Annotated in this window: 17 protein-coding genes and 1 pseudogene; 5 read left to right on the top strand and 13 right to left on the bottom strand. The window is 55.4% G+C overall.

Going from position 1 to position 21,147, the window contains the following annotated elements; translation table 11 throughout:
- Positions 1–247: 247 nt before the first annotated feature.
- Positions 248–373 (top strand): hypothetical protein, encoded by a 126-nt coding sequence (locus DXY30_RS14555; protein WP_256359543.1) that lies wholly within the window; start codon positions 248–250, stop codon positions 371–373.
- A gap of 325 nt (positions 374–698) precedes the next feature.
- Here DXY30_RS14555 and DXY30_RS06100 read toward each other — a convergent pair whose 3' ends face one another.
- Complete coding sequence (locus tag DXY30_RS06100) at positions 699–932, bottom strand: hypothetical protein (RefSeq protein WP_115093796.1); 234 nt, start codon at positions 930–932, stop codon at positions 699–701.
- 929 nt (positions 933–1,861) lie between these two features.
- Between DXY30_RS06100 and DXY30_RS06095 the strand changes: the two are divergent.
- Positions 1,862–2,137, top strand: a pseudogene (locus DXY30_RS06095) (photosystem II q(b) protein); the annotation flags it as partial.
- Positions 2,138–2,270: 133 nt separating this feature from the next.
- Complete coding sequence (locus tag DXY30_RS06090) at positions 2,271–3,710, top strand: ADP-ribosylglycohydrolase family protein (RefSeq protein ID WP_115093795.1); 1,440 nt, start codon at positions 2,271–2,273, stop codon at positions 3,708–3,710.
- An 831-nt stretch (positions 3,711–4,541) separates the two neighbouring features.
- On the opposite strand, the gene DXY30_RS06085 is transcribed toward DXY30_RS06090, so the two are convergent.
- The 9 genes from DXY30_RS06085 to DXY30_RS06045 all read right to left on the bottom strand — a co-directional run bounded on the left by DXY30_RS06085 (position 4,542) and on the right by DXY30_RS06045 (position 14,681).
- On the bottom strand, positions 4,542–5,444 hold the full coding sequence (locus DXY30_RS06085; RefSeq protein ID WP_137006804.1) for a hypothetical protein: 903 nt from the start codon (positions 5,442–5,444) through the stop codon (positions 4,542–4,544).
- 408 nt (positions 5,445–5,852) lie between these two features.
- Positions 5,853–6,698, bottom strand: a complete 846-nt coding sequence (gene ccsB / locus DXY30_RS06080; RefSeq protein WP_244281329.1) for a c-type cytochrome biogenesis protein CcsB — start codon at positions 6,696–6,698, stop codon at positions 5,853–5,855.
- Positions 6,699–6,804: 106 nt separating this feature from the next.
- Positions 6,805–7,965 carry an LptF/LptG family permease gene (locus DXY30_RS06075; protein ID WP_115094232.1) on the bottom strand — a complete coding sequence of 387 codons (1,161 nt, stop codon included), beginning with the start codon at positions 7,963–7,965 and terminating at the stop codon, positions 6,805–6,807.
- Positions 7,965–8,693 carry an LPS export ABC transporter ATP-binding protein gene (gene lptB, locus DXY30_RS06070; RefSeq protein ID WP_115093792.1) on the bottom strand — a complete coding sequence of 243 codons (729 nt, stop codon included), beginning with the start codon at positions 8,691–8,693 and terminating at the stop codon, positions 7,965–7,967. Before lptB ends, DXY30_RS06075 begins: the two co-directional genes overlap by 1 nt.
- On the bottom strand, positions 8,690–9,127 hold the full coding sequence (locus tag DXY30_RS06065) for an LptA/OstA family protein (protein WP_115094230.1): 438 nt from the start codon (positions 9,125–9,127) through the stop codon (positions 8,690–8,692). The genes lptB and DXY30_RS06065 overlap by 4 nt, the downstream gene beginning before the upstream one ends.
- Before the next feature lie 51 nt (positions 9,128–9,178).
- Positions 9,179–9,535 (bottom strand): DUF309 domain-containing protein, encoded by a 357-nt coding sequence (locus tag DXY30_RS06060; protein ID WP_115093791.1) that lies wholly within the window; start codon positions 9,533–9,535, stop codon positions 9,179–9,181.
- Positions 9,535–11,343: a translational GTPase TypA gene (typA, locus tag DXY30_RS06055; RefSeq protein WP_115093790.1), complete on the bottom strand. Its 1,809-nt coding sequence runs from the start codon at positions 11,341–11,343 to the stop codon at positions 9,535–9,537. The genes DXY30_RS06060 and typA overlap by 1 nt, the downstream gene beginning before the upstream one ends.
- A 57-nt stretch (positions 11,344–11,400) precedes the next feature.
- Positions 11,401–13,932, bottom strand: coding sequence for a U32 family peptidase (locus tag DXY30_RS06050; protein WP_115093789.1), 2,532 nt, complete (start codon positions 13,930–13,932; stop codon positions 11,401–11,403).
- Entirely contained in the window at positions 13,929–14,681 is a 753-nt protein-coding gene (locus DXY30_RS06045) for a M15 family metallopeptidase (RefSeq protein WP_115094228.1), read from the bottom strand. The genes DXY30_RS06050 and DXY30_RS06045 overlap by 4 nt, the downstream gene beginning before the upstream one ends.
- A 108-nt stretch (positions 14,682–14,789) precedes the next feature.
- Between DXY30_RS06045 and chlP the strand changes: the two genes are divergently transcribed.
- Complete coding sequence (chlP, locus tag DXY30_RS06040) at positions 14,790–16,172, top strand: geranylgeranyl reductase (protein ID WP_115093788.1); 1,383 nt, start codon at positions 14,790–14,792, stop codon at positions 16,170–16,172.
- 34 nt (positions 16,173–16,206) lie between these two features.
- Here the strand turns inward: chlP and DXY30_RS06035 are convergent, their stop codons facing one another.
- Both DXY30_RS06035 and glyS read right to left on the bottom strand, forming a co-directional pair.
- Entirely contained in the window at positions 16,207–16,434 is a 228-nt protein-coding gene (locus DXY30_RS06035) for a hypothetical protein (RefSeq protein ID WP_244281295.1), read from the bottom strand.
- 51 nt (positions 16,435–16,485) lie between these two features.
- Positions 16,486–18,651 carry a glycine--tRNA ligase subunit beta gene (glyS, locus tag DXY30_RS06030; RefSeq protein WP_115093787.1) on the bottom strand — a complete coding sequence of 722 codons (2,166 nt, stop codon included), beginning with the start codon at positions 18,649–18,651 and terminating at the stop codon, positions 16,486–16,488.
- An 88-nt stretch (positions 18,652–18,739) separates the two neighbouring features.
- Between glyS and DXY30_RS06025 the strand changes: the two genes are divergently transcribed.
- Positions 18,740–20,482, top strand: coding sequence for an NADPH-dependent assimilatory sulfite reductase hemoprotein subunit (locus DXY30_RS06025; RefSeq protein ID WP_115094224.1), 1,743 nt, complete (start codon positions 18,740–18,742; stop codon positions 20,480–20,482).
- Here DXY30_RS06025 and DXY30_RS06020 read toward each other — a convergent pair.
- Positions 20,446–21,147: a M15 family metallopeptidase gene (locus DXY30_RS06020; protein ID WP_115093786.1), complete on the bottom strand. Its 702-nt coding sequence runs from the start codon at positions 21,145–21,147 to the stop codon at positions 20,446–20,448. The two genes, DXY30_RS06025 and DXY30_RS06020, sit on opposite strands and share 37 nt — an antisense overlap.

The following is a 21,147-nucleotide window of genomic DNA, read 5'->3' as shown; positions in this document are numbered from 1 at the left end:
GTATGCCATCCATCTCACCCCCCTAGAGAAAATATCGTCAGCAATCGCGTCTTTTTGACGCAGGCTTGCGTGAAAGAGATGTTGGCCGTTTTGGAGAAGCCATGAATATCTCCCTTGAGAGCAATTAAGTAACTCAAAGTTGGTATCAAGAGGATAACTCCATGCACCGCAGTGGGTTTACAAAACTCATCAGAGAAATACACCATCCGCAACGTTGAGCCCTCCAATTGTCTTTAGGTTTCTTCTGTTGGCATTCGCCGGAGCAACCGTCGTCTCTGTGGCTAACTCCAAAAAAGACTTCGCCCTTCTCGCAGGCACGTTCCTCGTTGGCCTTGGTGCCCTAGAAGCAGTGATGCATGTCTTCGGCGGATGACTAAGGGATAAAAGGAGCCGGGGTCCGCCCGCATCGGGAGTGGATTGCCCACTCTCAACTCGACAACAGACATTGACTATTACTTTAAGGAACCGGATTTTTTTTAGAGAAGAGCGGAATTAACCCCAGTTAGCACTGAGCCCAAATCACATCCTCGATAAAGCTCGCTCTAGATGGGATCCGCATTGAATAGTGATCCGATAATAACCATGATGAGCGCGATTATCTGTGTGCATCGTGACGGTCAAAACAGCTCATCGACATCAATATCCACTGTGTCATCTGGCATTACTGGTGGCGGGATCTGAGGTGTGTTCAGGCCCGTTCAGAGATCACCTGCCATTACGCGGTTCAGGATGACCTGCTTGATCATGGCGCGGTCTCGTTCCACGTAGATCATCGCCATGTGATCTGGATTCGACTTTGAGCGCAGGTTGTACAGAGATTTCTCAAGCTTGCCAAGAACCTCTTCAACGTGAGCGCCGGGGTTGTCTCCAAAGCTGTCGTAGTTGGCCAAGGCTTTGTCCAGTTTTTTGATCAAGCGCGTGGCGGCAGTCATTGATAGCAGAAAATTACTGGACAATTTTGGTCGTAGAAAGCTCTGTTCAACAACTTCGTCAGGTCCTCCACATCTTCCATAAAGCAGTGGTGTGTCATTGTTTACAGTCTCGTCCTCGGATCCCCCATCAGATTCCTCCTTTCCATGGGGGGAATCCCTCTAGTTCTCGCTACGGGAGCAGACCCACAGGAGAAATGGGAGAAGAAGGGGGATGAACAAACTGATCACACGGGGGAACGAAAGACACCAAGAGGCTTGTCCTCATCAGGGAACCGAAAGCCAATGGAAGTCATATCGCGCTGGGAACACTTCATCCCATTGCCAGCACGACCAACAACGCTGTCAAAACAGAGCAAACCAAATCACTCACCTCAAAGAATGAGTAGATCATTTAATGCGGAACAGACAGGACTCTTTCAAGGAGATAAAGGCCACTAAAGCAAAACAACGAAGATCAATATACGAGACAGACAACGCTGCAAATCGTCAATATCCAAGAACAACATTACTCGTGCCGATCACGCATCGTCAAAATCTCACTCTAAGGTAATTCATATTTAATCATTGCTTGACGATTAATATACAAGAATGAGCTACAACATGCGGAAATAATATTTTCAAGACGAGTATCCCGTAGATTGAGATCTCTTTAGGAAAAACAATCCGTGTCAAAGACCATCATTGGCATGACTCCGAGCCCAAAAACCAGCCATAACCTAAACAACAGATCAATACTGGATTCTCAGTAGGCAAGCAGTTGGTAAGCACAACTAGTACTGAAGAAGAATATTGGCGACTCTATACCGTTTGGATGTGCGCAGGGGGGCTATGGGCCCTCACCTCACGGACAGCTAGGCGTTCAGCCTTGACCTAGTGGTTTTAGGATTACTGCCAGACCCAATACACTCCTTCAAGTCATGAAGGGGATCCGTAGCCTTCACTTGTTCCTGGCTGCCTGGCCTGTTGTCGGCATCTGGTTCACCGCCCTTGGCGTGTCAACCATGGCCTTCAACCCGAACGGCTTCAACTTCAACCAGTCCATCCTTGATGGTCAGGGCCGCGTCCTGAACACCTGGGCCGACATGATCAACCGTGCCGGCCTCGGCATGGAAGTGATGCACGAGCGCAACCCTCACAACTTCCCTCTCGACCTGGCTGCTGCTGAGTCCACTCCTGTGGCTCTGCAGGCTCCTGCCATCGGTTGATCTGGAATCAACCTGTTCCTTCTGGAACAGAACAAACGATTCAGATCAACTGAATCGGAAAGCCCCCTCTCACGAGGGGGCTTTTTGTTAGAAGCAATCATTTAGAGTAGATTATAAAGCTGAGGTTCATTCAATGTCTGCATATCTAATAGACTTAGATGGTACATTCTTTTTTTATGGAACTAATAAGCTAACGCCTAGAGGCGCAGAGATAGCAAAAGCCCTCAATCAACGCGGTGATAAAATTTATTTTGTAACAGCAAGGAAAGAAATCAATGAACCTGTGCATCTAAATCTTTCCCAGACGCATTTAGAGCTAAAAAAACTTGGCATTCAATACGAACTAGTCATCGGCGATATGCCAAGTCCCAGAATACTAATCAATGACGAGGGAGCTACTGCATATAACATTGAAACAAATACCAGCCTAGCTCAACCAATATCACTAGACATTACAGCTCATTCAATTCATTGTGCTTTAGCTGGTCTCACTTGGGTTAACTCAAAATTTGGAGAACCAGGGGATGCTGATGACTATGTTCAAACGATTCTGATCGCAGAATCTTTAATCAAGAACTCAGGCTTCAATCACCTTGATATCGTTTCCAAATTCAGGGCAGCTCCGCCCATTCTGATGCGCAATTGCAAGCTAGAACCTGGAGGGATAAGCGCTAAAGGACTCGGAACCCAAAAAAACATTAATTACAAGGGGCAGATCTCAAAACTAATTCTCAGCAATGATCCTTACTACAAGGCAAAAGATGGTGTATCTGATGGTGCAGCTATGAGAACGCTTGGGATCGGAGCTTATTTTGCTAATGACTTCAAAGATCTTGTTTTTGCTGCTTACGAAATTGCTGCCATTACTCACGGATCATCAGAAGCTCGATTAAGTGCCGTATTGACGGCGTTAAGATACAGACAAATTTTTGTTCAAGACATATTTGCAAGCCCATCTTCACTCTACGCTCAAATTGTTGAAGCGTCGCGAATGCTCGGCCTAGGTGAGTCAGCAAATTTCTTCCTCAAAAGAGCAAAGACAGCCGCCTCAATCGCGACAAAATTCAACAATCCTGCGAAACAACTTTTGCTACTTGCCAGATTTATAGGCATTGACCATCTTTGCTGGTCAACGCCAATTGCAGCGACTTTCTGGAGTTTTCACTCCGAAGAAAATTATAAGAATTGGTTCAAAGGCTTTAATTATAAAAATATTCAGATCCCTGGCTCTACTATTCCCAAGAGAAATCCCATTCTTGTCAACGCTAAAACATATCTGGAGAGCCAAAGAGAGGAAGACGTCAAACATTTAAAATACATCAATGAATACGAAGAGTTCATAAATTGCCACGATTATCATTACGGGAAATGGATTGATATTGACACGTTTTTCAGCATTGCCATCTCAATGCTTTCTGGCAAGAATGGCGTACGCATGCTCTATCTAGAACTTGATGAACATTTAAAGACGTTTAATGTCGACATAGGTATGCTTGCAAAAGCCTTTGCAGAGAATCTAGCCGGAAATCCTGATTGTGCTAATAGTGAAAATCATTATAATTTTTACACTTAAAATCCGACAGAACCCTCAGTCAATAGAAACCATTTTTCACGTACATTACTCAATTCAATTAGATAAGTTTCAAGCAGTTTATCCTAAAATGACTATTACCACTTCATCATTGATGATAATATTGAGATCTGGCTCTATCGCGCTCAACAGGCCGATGGTTATTATCTGACTTCAGATACTTTTTGTCCTGACAATCCGGAAGAAGATCTTAATTACTTCTGGCGCGGAAAATCCTTTTAGAGGAATAATGCCCCCTCCACACCTAGGAACAAAGAGGCCTGGGACATGTCCCTCGAGACAGAAATTAAGTGGGATGGATTTCTGATGGTGTTCACTTTCACGATGCATTTTTCATTAGTTTGATCACCAAAGCATAGTACGACTAGGTGAAGAAGTTTCTCTCTGAAATCATGGAACATCAATCTGGTATTGACAATCAGATTCTTATAAACTCCAGCCGATTCTTGAGAAGGCTGAAATGTCCATCAAGATTCAGGCAATCGCTTCACTTGTCTGATCATTAGGAGGGCTGAAACTTGTTTGAGGACTTCGTAGGAGGCCAAGAAGCAAGGTTTACCATCCCCACACTTAGTGGGCTTGGAGGATGAGGGTTATGTCCAAGGAGTAAGAAGAAAGAAAACCAAGTATTGATACGCCTTCAAAGAAACCATCCACTAATAGGAATACTAGTATTTGCAATGGTTCTGAGCAGGTTCCCAACAGGTTACCAATCCTTTGTGTGAAGGTCGATTCTTTACAATGTGACAGGACTGAGGACTGATTGTGGTTGCATTGAGAGGGGGGCTTTTGCTCCCCTTTCTTTGCAAGCAGTCAGAATTCAGATGCATTAATTGCTTTCTCAGATTCCATTGAAACAATTACATTGTCTTGTGGATTAATGCCAAATGTACCCGCAGCTCGACCTGGCTCGGTGTCGGAACCAATAGGCATTGGGTCTAGGCATGAAAACCTTGTGCAGAAATGAGTGTCAACAAGTTCACCGTCACGGTCAAATATGTTTTCCTTTTTATGCATTGCTTGACCAGATTTTATGACTGACCAGAAAGCTTTTCTGTCCAACGGATCATGAATACTCATGACAACTTCTTTGGTATATGATTTTTCAGGCATTATTAATGAGTTTACACCAATTTTTAAATCTAAGATTTCGAAGCTTACTCCGCCAATTTCCATCTTACAGCCCTGACTTTCTGGGTCTACAGGAACGGTTGGAAGATCATCCCCCCAATAACCGTATTTGTCCATAAGCCTTTCACGTGTTTGCGACGTAATGTTTAGATATCCCGTATTGTCGTAAACCTTTTTCCCATGGTAGGCACCAAACCAACGACGAGTGCGATATTCATTCAAAACCTTCTCGACATTATAATTTTGCCATGGCTCTAAATCAGAAACAGTTATCTCCGGATCTAATTTATAAATACACTGGGGAAAAGCAACCATCCAATCGTTTTCAGTTTTAAGATCTTCCCAGTACATTTCTCCAAGAATCTTACTTTTAGATTCCTTTACTTCTTTCTCAATAGGCAATGCTTCTTTCCCTACTGAAGGAGCAACTTCCACTTCAGCAATATCTGGTTTTGCGGGTTGAGGAGTGTCAGATGAGGCAGATTTCTGCGCCAGTTTTGCAGCATTAGAGTTATTTACAGATTCTATCGAAGATGAGCAAGAAGAAAGTAAAATCAAGGACAGGCCTAACAGATAAAACTTCATGCAGTCTCAAGACAATGAAATTTAAATTACTTTACCGTATAAGGCTGAGGCATTGCAACTTCTCGATTCTCCGCAACCCCTATGACCTCAAACTGGGCAGTCAATAAATAACCTTGAGTAACCTGCAACTTTGAGCAAATGACACGCAGAAGTTTTAATAAGAGAACTGGATTTGATAAGAAGATTGATAGATTAAGAGCTAAGGGAGCTGAGCTATCAATTCTCTCTAATCCAAATACAACTCAGGAAGAACGCAAGTTTGCCTTGCAGTCTCTGAAGGAAGCCAGAGAGCAACAGCAACCTCCTAGTGCCTATATGGCAGACAGGCACTATCAACTACCCAATCAACCGGAAATCAGGCTTGTTCCCAAGTGGTTCCCAACAAGAAAACCTAGTATTTACTAGGGTTCATAAGAACCATCCATAACTGTGCAAACCGATGCCTAGAAGATTGACGCCGATGTAGCAAACAGCAATCACGACCAGCCCCACCACAGCCACAAAAGCAGGACGCCGGCCCTGCCAGCCGCGGCTCAGACGCGTGTGCAGATAAGCCGCATAGACCAACCAGCAGATCAAGGCCCAGGTCTCCTTCGGATCCCAGCTCCAGTAACTTCCCCAGGCTTCGTTCGCCCAAACCGCGCCACTGACAATGCCCACGGTGAGCATCAGAAAGCCAACCGTGATGGTGCGGTAGCTGAGACTGTCGAGTTGCTCATTGGTGCTCAGCTGAACAGATTGCAGCTGAACAGAGCCACCATTCCCTATCGAGGCCGCCTGACGAAAGCCACCACTGCCGATCGAACTGCTGCGCAGCTCCAAAGCCTGGTCGCGATCCGTGATCAGCACCGCAAGGGACAGAAGCGATCCCACTAGCAAGGCGGCATAACTCACCATGATCACGCTCACATGCATCACCAGCCAGCTCGAGCGCAGGGCAGGCACCAGAGGTGCCGCTGACTGCAATTGATCCGGTAAAGCAAAGCTGGCAAAGGCAATGCAGCCAAGCCCCATCGGTGTGGCCGCTGCCGCAACGATCGGTGAAGGCCAGGCCCGTTCCACCAGCAGCTGGGTGAGTGTGCAAGCCCAGGCCAGAAAGCAGAGCGATTCGTAGAGGTTGCTGATGGGGAAGTGCCCGGATTGCCACCAGCGCAGAATCAACTGGGCCGTGAACAAAAGGTTGGCCATCGCAACCAGCAGGCGCACCAGGCCGGCACGAGACTGGCTCGACACCGCCCAGAAAGCCAAAGGCATGGCCACCAGCAGCAATACAAAGCCGGCAAAACCAAGGCTGGTCACCAGCTCAAAAGGCGTGTTCAGCGCACCATTTCACGAAGAAATGCCATTCTGACTCGGCAGATCAACGACTGGCCTGTTTCAGCAACAGACCACCCGCACCCAGAAACAAAACCACAGGAAGCCATGCCGCCAGGAGGGGTGGAAGGGTGCCCTTCACGCCAAGCGAACTGAAGCTGAAGCCGATCACGTAATAAACAGCGATGATCCCAAGCGTGAGAACGAACGAAAAGCTGCGGCTGCTGCGGTAACTGGGCTGAGCACCGAGGGTGGCTCCAAACAGGCCGAACACCAGACAAGCCATCGGAACCGTGAACTTCTCCTGGATCCGAACACGGATCTTGCGAGCTTCTTTGATGCTTCCGGCCTCCTCATAAACCCTCTGAGCCTGCAAGGCTTCGCCGACGGTCATGTTGACGGCATCTTGCTCAATCCCAGCCAGACGTACGGGTCCGGAGCCGAGGGGATAGACATAACGATCAAAATCGGCCTTGGTCGAACTGCCATTGGCCGCCAAGGTCAGAATCTGCCCATCGAGGAAATCCCAGCTGGCTTGATCCTCATTCCAGATAGCTCTGTCCGCACGCAACATCTGCGTGAAACCAGAGCGAGAGAAATCCAGAACCGTCACATCCACCATTTCGCCGTCCTGAAACTTGCGGGAATAGAAGAGTTGGTTCAGGCCCTTGCCGTCTTCCTCACCCTCAGAATCGATGCGGGTGCCGAAACGGGGATAAATGATGTCGCGACCTGTCTCACTAGCGAGTGAGCGCCCCAAGGCCCGCTTCAAGGTGACCTCTGCATAGCGTTGGCTTCGAGGAACCACCACGTCGTTGAGAACGAAGGTGAACAGGGTCATCACCATCGAAAGCACGAGGGCCGCACTGATCATCCGCACCGTGGTGACACCGAGGCTGCGCAGGGCGGTGAGTTCACTGTTCGCCGAAAGGCGAGTGAATACAAACAGCGATGCCATCAGGGTTCCGATCGGAACGGAGAAGGCCAGCCAACGCGGGATGCTGAACAGCAAAACCTGCACCGCGATCGTGATCGGCAGGTTCTTATCAACCATCTGCCGCACCAGCTCAAACATCACCCCGCCGGTAAGCAGCAGAAGGGTGAACAGCGCGATGAAGAACAGCAGAGGGCCCAGGAGTTCCTTGAGCAACCAGCGGTCTAGAAGAGCCAGCCGCATCCAGGTGGCCCGTTTGAGACGTTCCAAAATCACAGCTGGAATCCCTCCCCGAGGTAGTAACGCCGCACCTGGGGATCGGCTGCGACCTCATCGGAGCGACCTGCAGCCAACACCGCACCATCGTTAAGGATGTAGGCACGATCGGTGGTAGCCAGCGTTTCGCGCACGTTGTGATCGGTGATCAGGATGCCCATGCCCCGTGACCGCAATCCCTCAATCAGCAGTTGAAGGTCGGCGACAGCCAGGGGATCAACACCGGCGAAGGGTTCATCCAGAAGGAGATACAAGGGTCCATTGACACCGGAGGCCAGCGCTCGGGCAACCTCACAACGGCGACGTTCCCCACCGGAGAGTTGGAAGCCACGGCGGTTCATGAACGCAGTGAGATGGAAGTCTTCAATCAGCTGCTGGCGCCGGTCCCGCCGTCGTTCAAGGCTGAGATCGGTCTGCTCAAGGGCGATATCCAGATTTTCGCGCACGGTGAGATTGCGAAAGACACTGGCTTCCTGGGGCAGGTAGCCCACACCGAGACGGGCCCGTTGCGGCATGGGAAGGTCTGTGACACGCCGACCATCAATGATCACCTCACCCTGATCAGGGCAGAGCAGACCAATCACCAGGTTGAACGTGGTGGTTTTGCCGGCTCCGTTGGGGCCGAGCAACCCGACCACCTCGCCAGGAGAAAGAGCCAGATCAAGATCCTTCACCAGTTGACGCCCCCCCAAGGTGATGGAGACGTTTGACAGTTCCAGGGTCATGGGGCCACCGGTTTGGTCGCGGGGGCGGAGTCCAAAACCGGCTGGCTGGGCTGAAGTGTCCATTGACTGAACACCTGCTGGCCAGGGAGGGGATTGGCAATCGCCCTTCCTTCCTCCAACAGGTAGATGAACCGATCAGCACGGAGCAGATTGCCATCGGTCTGGATTACGTCGACATCACCACTCAGCACAATCCGATCTTCTTCCGTGAAGTACTGCGCCTGACGGCTTGTGGCCACCAGGCCGCGGTCGGCATGCACCAAGCGAACGTTGCCACTCGCGGTGATCACACCCGTGCTGTTGTCTGCCGATTGCAGGTCGGATTCGATCGTGATCACACCGGCTTCAGCAGCTTGCTGGGCCTGTGCAGTGAGCATTGGGCAAAGTGCGGCCAGAAGAGGCAGAAAGAGAAGAAGGCCCCCGGAACGGAGCATCGCCTTGGCTGCCACGCAATCAATCCACAGTTGGTTGAGGTTACCGGCGCTTCAGCTCTGCAACCGCAGAACAGGGACAGTGCATGACTCGGGATCCCCATCCAGCTGAAGTGCTTCAAGACGTTGCTGCGCCGCAGAGCACAACGCCTCAAGATCAAGACCCAGATCCGGCGTACCTGGACGTTTCAGACGTCCAAGAGCTTCGCCATACAGGATGGTTGCACCTCGCCGGTTGCCCCGTTGAAGATGCAACTGCGCGACAGCAACCTGCAGGATTCCCTGCAGGCTGCGCCGCTCTGGATCAGCCGTTTCATGCCAGAGCTCCTCAAACACATCGTGGGCGGCGTACCACTCACCTGCATTGAAGAGCTCCAGGGCCTGTTGAAAGCGGGGATCCGCTTGGGGCATCAGCGCTTGGCCTTCGCCGGCTTCTTGCCAGGAAGCTTGCGGAGACGAATCGACTCCGGCGTCACTTCGAGCATCTCATCGGGGCCGATGTATTCCAGGGCCCGTTCCAGGGTCATCTGAACCGGCGCTTGCAGCGTGTCCAGTTCCTCAGCACCGGCGGAGCGCATGTTGGTGAGCTGCTTGGTCTTGCAGACGTTGATCTCAAGATCCTGCGGTCGGTTGTATTCACCGATGATCATTCCTTTGTAGACCTTGGTTCCCGGGCTGATGAAGAACTGGCCACGATCCTCGGCATTCTTCAGGGCATAGAAGGTTGCCGTTCCTTCTTCGAAGGCGATCAAAACACCGTTCCGACGGGTGTCGAAGTCACCCATCATCGGGCGGTATTCATAGAAGGAATGGCTCATGATTCCTTCGCCGCGGGTGGCCCGGATGAATTCACCCCGGAAACCAATCAGACCGCGGGATGGAACGATGAATTCCAGCTGGGTGCGGCCGTCAGCACTGGTTTCCATGTTCTGCATTTCGCCCTTGCGAGTGCCCAGTTTTTCGATGCAGCTTCCAACTGCTGGTTCAGGAACATCCATCACCAGGGTTTCAACGGGCTCGCATGGGGTGCCATCGATGGTGCGGTAAATCACCTGAGGCTGAGACACCTGGAACTCATAGCCCTCACGACGCATGGTCTCGATCAGGATGCCGAGGTGCAGCTCACCGCGACCACTCACAGAGAAGCGGTCCGGTGAATCGGTGTCTTCGACACGCAGGGCCACGTTGGTGAGCAACTCACGCTGCAAGCGGTCACGCACCTGACGGCTGGTGACGAACTTGCCTTCCTTACCTGCAAACGGGGAATCGTTGACGACGAAGGTCATCTGCAAGGTGGGCTCATCCACCTTGATCAGCGGCAGGGCCGTGGGTTCATCGGGACAGGCGATGGTTTCGCCGATATTGACGTCATCAAAACCAGCCACGGCCACCAGGTCTCCGGCGGACGCCTCTTCGATCTCGATGCGTTGAAGGCCTTCGAAGCCCAGCAGCTTGCTGATGCGACCCTTCTTGACGGAGCCGTCGTCCTTAATCAGAGCAGCATTCTGGCCCTGTTTGATTTTTCCGTTGTGCACACGACCAATGATGATCCGGCCGAGGAAGTCGGAATAATCAAGGGTGGTGATTTGCAGCTGGAGGGGCTTCTCAGGGTCACCAACCGGCGGCGGAACGTGGCGAAGGATGGCATCGAACAGCGGACGCATGTTGTCGCTGTCGGTCTTCATGTCGGGCTTGGCGAAGCCTCCGAGACCACTGCCGAACAGATAGGGGAAATCACACTGATCGTCGTCAGCCCCAAGTTCGATGAATAGATCGAGAACCTTGTCGACGGCGGTCTCGGGATCCACACGGGCACGGTCGATCTTGTTGACGAACACGATCGGACGGAGCCCTTGCTCAAGGGCCTTCTTCAGCACGAAGCGGGTCTGGGGCATCGGGCCCTCATTGGCGTCCACGATCAGCAGACAGCCGTCCACCATGCCCAGCACCCGCTCGACTTCGCCACCGAAGTCGGCGTGGCCTGGGGTGTCAACGATGTTGATCCGCGTGTCGTTGTAAGTGACCGCAGTGTTCTTCGACAGGATCGTGATGCCCCGCTCACGCTCCAGATCGTTGGAGTCCAACACACAGGTGGGCACCGCTTCGTTGTCGCGGAAAATCCCTGACTGCGCCAACAGCGAGTCGACCAGAGTCGTCTTGCCGTGATCAACGTGGGCGATGATCGCGATGTTGCGGATCGCCTTGTTGTTGGCGCTCATGCGGGCTGACCGTAAGAATTTGTGAAGAACGCCAATGGCGCAGTGCGACAGGTTATCTCAACGTGAGAATCGACTGGTGCGCTCAGGACCCCTGATCCGCAGACTGCCGCGGGTGACCCCGAGCTGGTGGTGGATCCGCTCCTGAGACCACACGTCCTGGGTGGCCATTCGACCCGCCATAGCCTCGGCATAGAGGCTGATCCGACGTCGTGTGGCGTCAGCATCCTCATCGAGGAGTTCAAGCCGAATCCTGCGCACGCCTGCCCGCAGCAGCGACGGAAGAGCTTCAACCCCGGATTGCGCAGTCCCATTGAAGAGCGTGTTGCGACAGCCCAAATCGGCACGTAGGGGATGGTCAACGCCGCTGCGATCCCTCAGCGTTACGTGGTGCTTCTCGCAAGGACGACCGCAGTCGGTGTGGTCTTTTCCGTCGGACAAAAAGGCACAGAACAGGCAATGCTCCATGTGGAACAGAGGCATGTGCTGATGCAGGGTGACCTCCAGCAAAGCTGGATCAACAGCAGCCGCCAAATCAAGCAGCTGCTGCAGGTTGAGGTCGTAACTGGCGGTAATGCGCTGCAGCTTCCAATGGTCGCGATACCAGTGAAAACTCAGAGGATTAGCAGTGTTGAGGGAAAAGTCGCCGATGCAGGGGGCCAAAGGGGTCAACACCTCCAGCTGATCGGCATTGCGCACGAGAAAACCGTCAGGGCGAGCGCGAATCAGTGGCTCAAGGCTCCAGCGTTCGTCGGGTCGTGTGATCCGTGCCCCGGCCAGCCAGAGTCCATCCGGCCAGCAGCCTCGCCCCATTGCCACCGCTTCTCGTAGCTCACGGGGCTGCTCAAGGTCCGCAACCACCGACTGGACCGGCAGGCCCTCGTCGGAGAGATTCACCAGTGCCTGCAACTGCTCAAGACTTCGCACCAGAACAACCAGACCCGGCGCCGTCTCGCTCTGCGGGACGAGAGATTGGGGACACATCCTGGCCAGCAGCTGCTTGGCATCCGCCCGTTCGGAAGCAGCCGGGATAAGACCTGAACCTGTTGTGTCGTCCAGCGAGGCCTCCAAAAGATCAAGCAAAGCCCTGCGCATGCGGTTCAGCTCAGCCACAGGCAGGAAAAGATCTCCTTGGAGCTGGATCTCCAGAGACTGAAGCGACCAGCCCGTGCCCCCCAGCCGTCCCAGTTGCTCCTGGAGCCGTTCACGATCGAGGGGGCGCTGGGAGGCTTGCTGCAGCGGCATCATGCTGCTGAGCTTGAGATCCAAACCCTGCGGGGCCAGCAATTGCAGTTCGAGCGGTGCATCCAGCCGACCGGACACCCGTAGTGCCAGATCCCGGGACCGGGCCTCCACCGTTCGGCGCGCAGCACGGTGCCAACGGGACTGCCAGTCGGGGTCGCTGGTGAGCCACACCGACGCTCCAGGGCTCAAGCCAGAGAGATCCGCACGATCCGGACCCAGCCGCAGCTTCCAGCGTTCGGCGCCCATCCGCTCACACACCATGATCCGGCCACCGATTTCCCGTGGTGGTTGCAAGGGATCAGACGAATGTTGTTCCAACACGAGCCCCTGACCAAGTTGCAGCTGCTCTCGACTGCGCAGGTGCAACCAACCGCCCCGCTCAACCCGAAGCAGCTGTCCCAGCAGCGGACCACGCTTTTTGCTCCAGCGGCCATGCACAAGGCGACGGTGATTCACACCCTCCAGCCAACCGGTGGCGAGCCCCCTGGAAAACGCCAGCTCCAGCTGGCGTTGAACCTGCGGAGCCGAGACGGGGATCTGATCCAAGCGTTGCCGATAGGCATCGGTTACGGCAGCCACATAGGCCGCATCCTTTAACCGCCCCTCGATCTTCAGACTGGCCACGCCGATCCGCTGCAACTCCGGTAGGAGCTCCCAGGCAGCAAGATCCTGGGGTGACAGCAGATAGCGCTGATCTTCGAGAGCGTGGGACTTACCATCCACCACCATTTCGTAGGGAAGACGGCAGGCCTGAGCACATTCGCCTCGGTTAGCACTGCGCTGGCCGAGGGATTCACTCGTCAGACACTGCCCGGAATAGGCGACGCAAAGGGCGCCATGCACGAAAACCTCCAACGGCATCACGAGGTTCCGCTGGGCCAGTTGCGCCTGCAGGCGCTCGAGATCACGAAGGGCAAGTTCACGGGCCAGCACAACCCGCTGACAACCAAGCGCTGCAGCCTGGGCAATCCCCGCTGAGCTCGTAATCGACATTTGGGTGGAGCCATGCACGCAGAGATTCGGCACCAGGCGCTGAGCCAACCGACAGAGCCCAACGTCCTGGACGATCACCGCATCAACAGCCGCCTCGTCGGCAGCAATCAGCAACTGCGCCGCTGCCTCGAGTTCATCACTGAACACCAGCACGTTGAAGGTGAGGAAGCCCTTCACATCGCGCTGATGCAGCCATTGCATCACTTCAGGTAGGTCATCAAGTCTGAAATTTTCCGCCCGCTGCCGAGCATTGAAGGCATCAACACCGAAGTACACCGCATCAGCGCCGGAGGCGACGGCCGCCTGCATCGCAGCCCAGTCGCCGGCAGGAGACAGCAGCTCAGGGACGGTCAAGGATCGCGCCTAGAGAAGCGACGGGCCGCCTCAAAGAGACGCAATGCATCTGCATTGCCCTCATAGCGCCAATGCCAGGGTTCATACATCACACCCTGCTGATTTCCCTGAGGGAAGGACAGAACAAAGTGATATCGAGCGGCATGGTCTTGGAGCCAGCGGAAAGCGTTGGTGTCTTGAAAGCTCTGGGAGAGGTTGGTTTCAGGAACCCGGCCATCACCAAGATCAACGGCATAGCCAGTGCTGTGCTCGGAGTAGCCCGGTGGAGCCGATACCTGGGCACGTTCCTCTGCAGTCTGATTACGTTCCGAGGCCACATCAAAAAAAATGGACTCCTGCAGGGCCAACGAGCGAAACCCGCTGAGCAAGCGGAGATCGACACCGTCGGCCGCAGCGGAACGCATCATCGTGTCGAGGGCATCGGCTGCCTCCAAATTCAGCTCAATCCCCGGTTGAAACACGATGAGTTGATTAGCTTGCGCTTCGCGATAAGGGAAGTGCCCCAACAGGCGTCCATCCGCATCGGGACGTTCACGAAAGCCTGAAATCTCGAGGGTCTGCGTGGGTTGCCGTCGAGACAACAGGGAGGGAGCGACCAGCACCGCCACCAGGGTTCCAGCGCAGACAAATACAAGTCCGAAAAGCAGACCAGCAGCGCCATTTCCCTTTCGTTGACGCGGCGGTCGTGTCCGACGGGCGACCGGAATATCCTCCCGCTCGGTGCGTCGCGCAGAGGAGGCCCGAACCAAAGCGCTGATGCGTGTTGTTTCGATCGTAAAGGCACTGGCCAGTTCGACCCACAAAGGTCGTTGTGACAGTGATAGCTTCAAAAAACAATCCAGCGGAGACGGGCTGAGATGTTGCGAGTTGCGGTGATCGGCGGTGGCCCCAGCGGCTCCTGTGCTGCAGAGATTCTGGCCAAGGCAGGAATTCAGACCTGGCTGTTTGAGCGCAAACTCGATAACGCCAAACCCTGCGGAGGGGCCATTCCTCTCTGCATGGTTGAGGAGTTCGAGCTTCCGGACGAGATCATCGACCGCAAAGTGCGCAACATGAAGATGATTTCCCCTTCCAACAGGGAAGTGGACATCAAACTTGATCCCCTCGGCTACGACGACAACGCCTACATCGGCATGTGCCGACGGGAAGTCTTCGACGCCTTCCTCCGCAACAGAGCCGCTGATCTAGGAACGACCCTGATCAATGGTCTGGTGCAGAAAATCGACACCGGTACCGACCGTCAGGGGCCATACACCATTCATTACGCCGACTACAGCGGAGGCGGCCCCACCGGCGAGCAGAAAACCCTTGGTGTCGATCTGATCATCGGTGCTGATGGCGCCAACTCACGGGTGGCGAAAGCCATGGATGCCGGTGATTACAACGTGGCCATTGCCTTCCAGGAGCGGATCAAGCTTCCGGCCGAGGAGATGACCTACTACGAGGATCTCGCGGAGATGTACGTCGGCACCGATGTGTCTCCTGATTTCTATGCCTGGGTGTTCCCCAAGTACGACCACGTTGCGGTGGGGACGGGAACCATGCAACAGAACCAGAGCCTGATCAAGGGTCTGCAGAAGGGCATCCGTGAACGGGCCAACAAGCGCCTGTTCCAGGGCGAAGTGATCAAGGTGGAAGCCCATCCCATCCCCGAGCACCCTCGTCCGCGACGGGTTGTAGGCCGAATGGCGCTAGTGGGCGATGCAGCTGGTTACGTCACCAAGAGTTCAGGAGAAGGGATTTATTTCGCTGCCAAGAGCGGCCGGATGTGCGCTGAAGCGATCGTGGAAATCTCCAACAGCGGTGCTTCCGTCCCAACAGAAAAACAAATCAAGTCGACCTACATCAAGCGCTGGGACCGGAAGTACGGCGCCACCTATGCGGTACTCGACATCCTTCAGCGCATTTTCTACCGCAACGACGCCGCCAGGGAGGCCTTCGTCGAGATGTGCGACGACAAGGACGTACAGAAGCTGACCTTCGACAGCTATTTGTACAAGCGGGTGGTGATGATGAACCCCTGGCAGCAGATCAAGCTCACCCTTCGCACTGTCGGCAGCTTGATCCGGGGCGAGGCCCTGGCTCCGTCGAAGTACAACCCTGTTCCCTCAGCAGTTGGTCGTTCAGACGGCGATTTTCTTGCCGAGGAAGCTTCACAGCAGATCAAGGCTCAGGCCACTGAGTCGAAAGGATCCAACTCCAAGGAAACGGAATCGAAAGAAAAGGCCGGCGTCTCCTGAGGAGGCCGGCCCCAAACAACCCTGAAGTTGCTGGTTAGTTGCGCGACTCCATCGCTTTGCCAGCAGCATCTTTGATCCGTTCAATCCCCTGCTCAATGTTTTTGGCGGGGGATGTTTCTTTCTTGGTCGTCGACCAGACGTTGACGGCGTAGATGGCTGCTGCCGCCAGGATGATGGCCGCGATCACAGTTCCAAGGCCGTTACCTCCTTGGCGGATCACGACAGGCTGCTGCTGGGTGGTGTTGGTCTCTTGTTCAGGCATTCCAAAGGAATGGACTGGCTCCTGCTTAGCCACTGGGGCCGGAGCTGCCATTCATTTGGATTGAATCGATTCAAATTCAGCCAACACAGAAGCCTGATTCCGCAGAACGGCCAGCAGGTTGAGGCGGTTGAGCCGCAAATCGGGGTCTTCGACCATCACCATCACGCTGGTATCACCATCGAAGAAGGCCTGAAGAATCGGGGTTGCGGCCACCAGCGCATCGGCTAAAGCTTGATACGACCGCTGCTGAGCCAAAGGTTGCAGCTGCTCCAGTGCGGCGAACAGATCCTGCTCACTGGCCGACTCGAAGCGTTCAGCCTGAACCACATCGCCAGCAACAAGCTGATCCCGTGCCAATTCGCCCTTCTCGGCCAGCTTGGCGGCCCGTTGAACAACCGCTTGCACGGCATCCAGCTGGCCGCTATCCCGGAGAGCACGCAACAGCTGAAGCCGCTGTTTCACGTCGAGAGGATCACTGAGCAAACGCTGGTTGGAGACGGCGTCTCCAGCAACAGCCTGCACCAGATCCGGAGCAAAGCCGTCGTCTTCCAGCTGGGAGACGATTCTCTGACGCATGAGCTGGCAAAGATCGTTGTGCAATTGGCTGGAGTCGACCGCAAAGGCCGGGAACAGGGCAGCCCACTCGGCCACGGCATTGGTCAAAAAGGCCATGAGGTCCAGCCGCCAACCCATCCCCCAGAGAATCTGCAAAACACCGTTGCCAGCACGGCGCAGGGCATACGGATCTGAGGATCCCGTCGGGCGCTCGCCTTTGGCAAAGATGCTGAGCAGCAGCTCCAGCCGTTCCGCCACGGCCACCACAGCCCCCGCAGGCGTTGCTGGTAGGTCATCACCGGCGCCTCGGGGCAGATAGTGCTCCACCACAGCAAGGGCGACCTCGCGAGGCTCGCCCTCCTCCAGGAGGTACTTACCACCCATCAGGCCCTGGAGTTCCGGGAACTCGCCCACCATCTGACTCACCAGGTCGTTCTTGCAAAAATGAGCTGCTCGCTGGGCCGCATCCGTAACGGCTTGATTAAGACCGAGTTGCTTCAACAGCAAGCCCGTGAGCCGCTCGATCCGCTCGCACCGGTCCAGAAGACTGCCAAGCCCTTCAGCAAAGGTGACACGGTCAAGAGCCTCACGCCTCGATGCGCTGGATTGACGTCGGTCGACATCAAGAAAGAATTCGGCATCGGCAAGACGCGCTCCGAGAACGCGCTCATTGCCGCGGACAATCAGGGAAGCTGCCGGAGCCAAGCCGTTGCCCACCAGCAGGAACTGAGGACGAAGCACCGCATCGGCGGTCAGTCGCAGCGGATCAGGTTCAAGGCCAGGCACTTGCAGCGGCACATAACGCTGATGGGCCTGCATCACCGTGCTGATCACTTCGGGGGGGAGCTGCAGGAAACGCTCAGCGATGGTTCCCTCGAGGACCCTTGGATCCTCAACAAGGTCGACGAGTTCCTCGAACAGGGACTCTGGACAGTCGGGAGTTCCGTTGGCGGCCTCAGCCGACTGATCAAGACTGGTACGGATCCGTTTAGCTCGCTCCGTGCGGTCAACAACAACACCTGCAGCGTCAAGGGTCTCAGCGAACTCATCCGCCGATGCGATGGAAAGCGGCTCGTCACCATGAAGCCGGTGGGCACGGCTGAAGCAATCGCTGCGGACCTCAGGGTCAGCACCATCAAGCACAACAGGAATGACGTCGGAGCCCTGAAGGGCGAGCAACCAGCGGATGGGGCGACTGAAGCGCTGGGCTCCCGTTCCCCAGCGCATGAACCGCCGCCCCTGGAGGGCATCGATCCATTGGGGGATGAGAGCTCGTAGGAGATCAGCACTGGCTTGACCAGGAGTCAATACCGTTGCAAAGACGCAGGGGCCCTTTGGCGTCTCTCGCTGTTCCAGCGCTGAGGGATCGACACCACAACGCTTCGCGAAACCGATCGCCGCAGGTCCGGGAATGCCGTCCTTGAAGGCTTGAGCCACGGGGGGGCCTTTGCGGTCTTCCTGAAGATCAGGTTGTCCGTCTTCCAAATCGGCGACGGAGACCACCAGACGCCGGGGGGTGCCGAACACCGACACAGCCCCGTGCCCAAGCCTTGCCTCACGCAAGTCGCGAGTGACCCGCTGCTCAAGCTGGGTCAGCGCTTGCTTGACGAAATCAGCGGGAAGCTCCTCGGTGCCGATTTCCAGAAGAAAGGTTGCCGTCACGCCAAGGTCAGAGCCGGACGCGACTGTATTGGAAGCCGTTTCGCTACGTTCAAATCAAGAAGTCCTTTTCAGGGTGGGGGAAAGCTCCTTGACAGTGGCGGAAAACGGATCTCAATCCCTGTCTAAGGCGGAGCAGCGCAAGCTGGACAGCGACCATCTGCGCGACCCACTGCTGAGTGAGCTCGGCAACGATGAGGTTCGCTTCACAGAAGATGCCGTTCAACTGCTGAAGTTCCACGGCAGCTACCAACAGCATCACCGCGAACTGCGCAAAACCGACAAGCTCCGCAGCTGGCAGATGATGCTGCGGCTGCGCAGCCCCGGGGGACGCATCCCCGCCAGGCTCTTTCTGGCCCTGGATGAACTCTCCAATCGTCTGGGTGATGGAACCCTGCGGGCAACCACCCGCCAGGCCTTCCAGATGCATGGCATCCCCAAGGCTGATCTGAAAGAGGTGATCGGCACCATCGTTCGCAACTTGGGCTCGACCTTGGCGGCCTGCGGAGATATCAACCGCAATGTGATGGCTCCTCCGGCTCCCTTTGAGAAGGGCGGGTATCCCGTTGCGCGCCGCCTGGCAGATGAGATTGCGGATCTACTCAGCCCTGAGGCTGCCGAGGGGGCTTATCTCGATCTCTGGGTGGATGGTGACCTGAGTTATCGCTTCAAGCCCAGCCGCGCCGTTCGGAAGGCCAGGAAGCGCCAGAGCGAAGACGGTGTGTTTTCAGGCAGCTCTGAGGAGCCTCTGTACGGGGACACCTATCTCCCCCGGAAGTTCAAGGTGGCCGTCACCGTGCCGGGGGACAACTCCGTGGATCTGCTCACCCAGGACATCGGTCTGGTGGTCTTTACCGATCCTTCAGGCGAGCTTCGGGGCTGCAACGTCTATGTCGGCGGTGGAATGGGTCGCACCCACAACAAGGAGGAGACCTTCGCCCGCACCGCAGACCCCCTTGGCTACGTCGAAGCCGCTGACGTTCTCGATGTGGTTCAGGCGATCCTGGCGTTGCAACGGGACCATGGTGACCGGGAGGTGCGTAAGCACGCCCGCATGAAGTACCTGATTCATGACAAGGGCATTCAATGGTTCCGCGAAACCCTTTGCGCTACCTACTTCAAGGGAGCACTCAAAGGTCTGCGCAATGAGCCAAAGGCCAAACTGCTCGACTACCTCGGCTGGCATCGGCAGAAGGCAGGGATGTGGTTCGTGGGGCTGCCCCTGTTGTGCGGTCGCCTGAACGGTGATCTGAAAGCGGGACTGCGGCAACTCGTCGAGACCTACCAGCTGGAGATTCGTCTCACAGCCAATCAAGACCTGCTCCTTTGCAACATCGGCACCTCCCAGCGCGCCAGCATTCGCACGCAGCTTGAGGCGATGGGCTTTGAGGTGCCTGAAGCACCAGCCCGCCTCGCCAGACATGCCATCGCCTGCCCAGCACTCCCCACCTGCGGCCTGGCGATCACCGAATCGGAGCGCATCCTTCCAGATGTTCTTGATCGCCTGGATGCCCAGCTGCGTCGGCTCGAGATCGAGAAGTCGCTTCTCGTGCGCATGACCGGCTGCCCCAATGGCTGTGCTCGGCCCTACATGGCGGAGCTGGGATTGGTGGGCAACGGAGTCAACCAGTACCAGCTATGGCTCGGTGGGACCCCCAACCTCCAACGTTTGGCGCGTCCCTACATGGAGAAACTGCCCCTCGACGATCTTGAAAAGACCCTCGAACCGTTGCTGCTGAGCTGGAAGGCCGCCGGTGGTCGACGCAGCTTCGGGGATCACATCGAAAAGCTGGGGGATCAGGAGGTGAACGCGCTGTTAGCGGCCTCGGCATAGACCGCTACAGAAGCACCCTTGCGCCAGGCCCAGAGCTGATCACCGAACGAGTAGTGCCACCACTCGTTCGGGTGCTGGGCGAATCCGGAAGCATCCATGACATCGGCCAGAAGCTGCCGACGTTGATGCCAGCAGCGGGCATCGGGATCCTCCTGTCCGGCGTAATGCTCGGGCTCTGAAATCGCACCAATGGCATCGATCTCTCCACCCATCTCCAGCGGGGTTCCATCACTGCTACTGAGGGCGAGATCAACAGCGGCACCGGTGCTGTGGGGTGGCGGTGTGGCTGGATCGCGGCTGGGGGCGGCCCAGAACCGCCCCACATCGGCAACCACACGGTCGTAGGCGTCCCCCGACATCAGTTCAACCCCGCGTTCGCGACAGAGGTCGGCAATGCTGTGCTCCACCATGAAGGCCTGCACGGCGATCGGGCGCCACGCATCGAAAATGCTCAGGCGAAGGCTGGGGTTGTGATCGCTCAGACGCTGCTGCGCCTTCAGCAGACGCTGAACCACCCCTTGGCGCAATTGGAAGGGATTCCCTGAGGCCCCATAGGGTGCACCGAGCGCCATGTAGGGATGGGGTTCCATCCGCAAGAACTCCCGAGGGAGGTCTTGCAGCGGCTCACCGCACTCCTCGATCGGGATAGGGCTCCAGGGGCGCAT

Origin of the sequence: Synechococcus sp. UW106 (assembly GCF_900474015.1) — a bacterium.
In the GTDB taxonomy this organism is placed as follows: Bacteria; Cyanobacteriota; Cyanobacteriia; order PCC-6307; family Cyanobiaceae; genus Parasynechococcus.
The sequence above is the reverse complement of the archived record's forward strand: the minus strand, read 5'-3'. Positions and strand labels throughout refer to the sequence as shown.

Bases quoted from the DNA above. Each gene is read 5' to 3' on its own strand.
- lptB (WP_115093792.1), bottom strand. From the start codon at position 8,693: ATGACCCTGGAACTGTCAAACGTCTCCATCACCTTGGGGGGGCGTCAA.
- DXY30_RS06060 (WP_115093791.1), bottom strand. From the start codon at position 9,535: ATGCCCCAAGCGGATCCCCGCTTTCAACAGGCCCTGGAGCTCTTCAAT.
- typA (WP_115093790.1), bottom strand. From the start codon at position 11,343: ATGAGCGCCAACAACAAGGCGATCCGCAACATCGCGATCATCGCCCAC.
- DXY30_RS06065 (WP_115094230.1), bottom strand. From the start codon at position 9,127: ATGCTCCGTTCCGGGGGCCTTCTTCTCTTTCTGCCTCTTCTGGCCGCA.
- DXY30_RS06035 (WP_244281295.1), bottom strand. From the start codon at position 16,434: ATGCCTGAACAAGAGACCAACACCACCCAGCAGCAGCCTGTCGTGATC.
- DXY30_RS06020 (WP_115093786.1), bottom strand. From the start codon at position 21,147: ATGCGCCCCTGGAGCCCTATCCCGATCGAGGAGTGCGGTGAGCCGCTG.
- ccsB (WP_244281329.1), bottom strand. From the start codon at position 6,698: ATGCCTTTGGCTTTCTGGGCGGTGTCGAGCCAGTCTCGTGCCGGCCTG.
- DXY30_RS06100 (WP_115093796.1), bottom strand. From the start codon at position 932: ATGACTGCCGCCACGCGCTTGATCAAAAAACTGGACAAAGCCTTGGCC.
- DXY30_RS06085 (WP_137006804.1), bottom strand. From the start codon at position 5,444: ATGAAGTTTTATCTGTTAGGCCTGTCCTTGATTTTACTTTCTTCTTGC.
- chlP (WP_115093788.1), top strand. From the start codon at position 14,790: ATGTTGCGAGTTGCGGTGATCGGCGGTGGCCCCAGCGGCTCCTGTGCT.
- DXY30_RS06090 (WP_115093795.1), top strand. From the start codon at position 2,271: ATGTCTGCATATCTAATAGACTTAGATGGTACATTCTTTTTTTATGGA.